The 1,174-nt window shown below is 65.2% G+C and carries 1 protein-coding gene; it reads right to left on the bottom strand.

Going from position 1 to position 1,174, the window contains the following annotated elements; genetic code table 11:
• A partial coding sequence (gene tuf, locus ACFQ4E_RS20570; RefSeq protein ID WP_386806405.1) for an elongation factor Tu occupies window positions 1-1,174 on the bottom strand: 1,174 nt, incomplete at both ends.

Genomic DNA, 1,174 nt, shown 5'->3' on the forward strand with positions numbered 1-1,174 from the left:
ACTCGACGATCTTGGAGACGACGCCGGAGCCGACGGTGCGGCCGCCTTCGCGGATGGCGAAGCGGAGGCCGTCTTCCATGGCGATCGGCGCGATCAGCTCGACCGAGAACTTCAGGTTGTCGCCGGGCATGACCATCTCGGTGCCCTCGGGCAGCGTCACGGTGCCGGTCACGTCCGTGGTCCGGAAGTAGAACTGCGGGCGGTAGTTCGCGAAGAACGGCGTGTGACGGCCGCCTTCTTCCTTGGTCAGGATGTAGACCTCGGCTTCGAACTTCTTGTGCGGCTTGACCGAGCCCGGCTTGCAAAGAACCTGGCCGCGCTCGACGCCCTCACGGTCGACGCCGCGGAGCAGCGCGCCGATGTTGTCGCCAGCTTCACCGCGATCTAGCAGCTTGCGGAACATTTCCACGCCCGTGCAGGTGGTCTTCTTGGTGTCGCGGATGCCGACGATCTCGATCTCGTCGCCGACGTTGATCACGCCACGCTCGACACGGCCCGTGACCACGGTGCCGCGGCCGGAGATCGAGAACACGTCCTCGATCGGCATCAGGAACGGCTGGTCCACGGCCCGCTCGGGCTGCGGGATGTAGTCGTCCACGGCGGCCATCAGTTCGCGGATCTTGTTCTCGCCGATCTCGGGATCCCGGCCTTCCATCGCCGCAAGCGCGGAGCCTGCCACGATCGGAATGTCGTCGCCCGGGAAGTCGTAGGCCGAGAGCAGCTCGCGGACTTCCATCTCGACGAGCTCGAGGAGCTCCTCGTCATCGACCTGGTCGACCTTGTTGAGGAAGACGACCATGGCGGGGATGCCCACTTGGCGGCCGAGCAGGATGTGCTCGCGGGTCTGCGGCATCGGGCCGTCCGCGGCGTTCACGACCAGGATCGCGCCGTCCATCTGGGCGGCACCGGTGATCATGTTCTTCACGTAGTCGGCGTGACCGGGGCAGTCCACATGCGCGTAGTGGCGGTTCTCGGTCTCGTACTCGACGTGAGCGGTCGAGATGGTGATGCCGCGGGCTTTCTCTTCCGGCGCGCCGTCGATCTGGTCGTAGGCCTTGAAGTCGCCGAAATACTTGGTGATCGCCGCCGTCAGCGTCGTCTTGCCGTGGTCGACGTGACCGATCGTGCCGATGTTGCAGTGCGGCTTGCCGCGCTCAAACTTTTCCTTTGCCAT

It is taken from the genome of Litorisediminicola beolgyonensis (assembly GCF_042679605.1).
Classification (GTDB): Bacteria; Pseudomonadota; Alphaproteobacteria; order Rhodobacterales; family Rhodobacteraceae; genus Litorisediminicola; species Litorisediminicola beolgyonensis.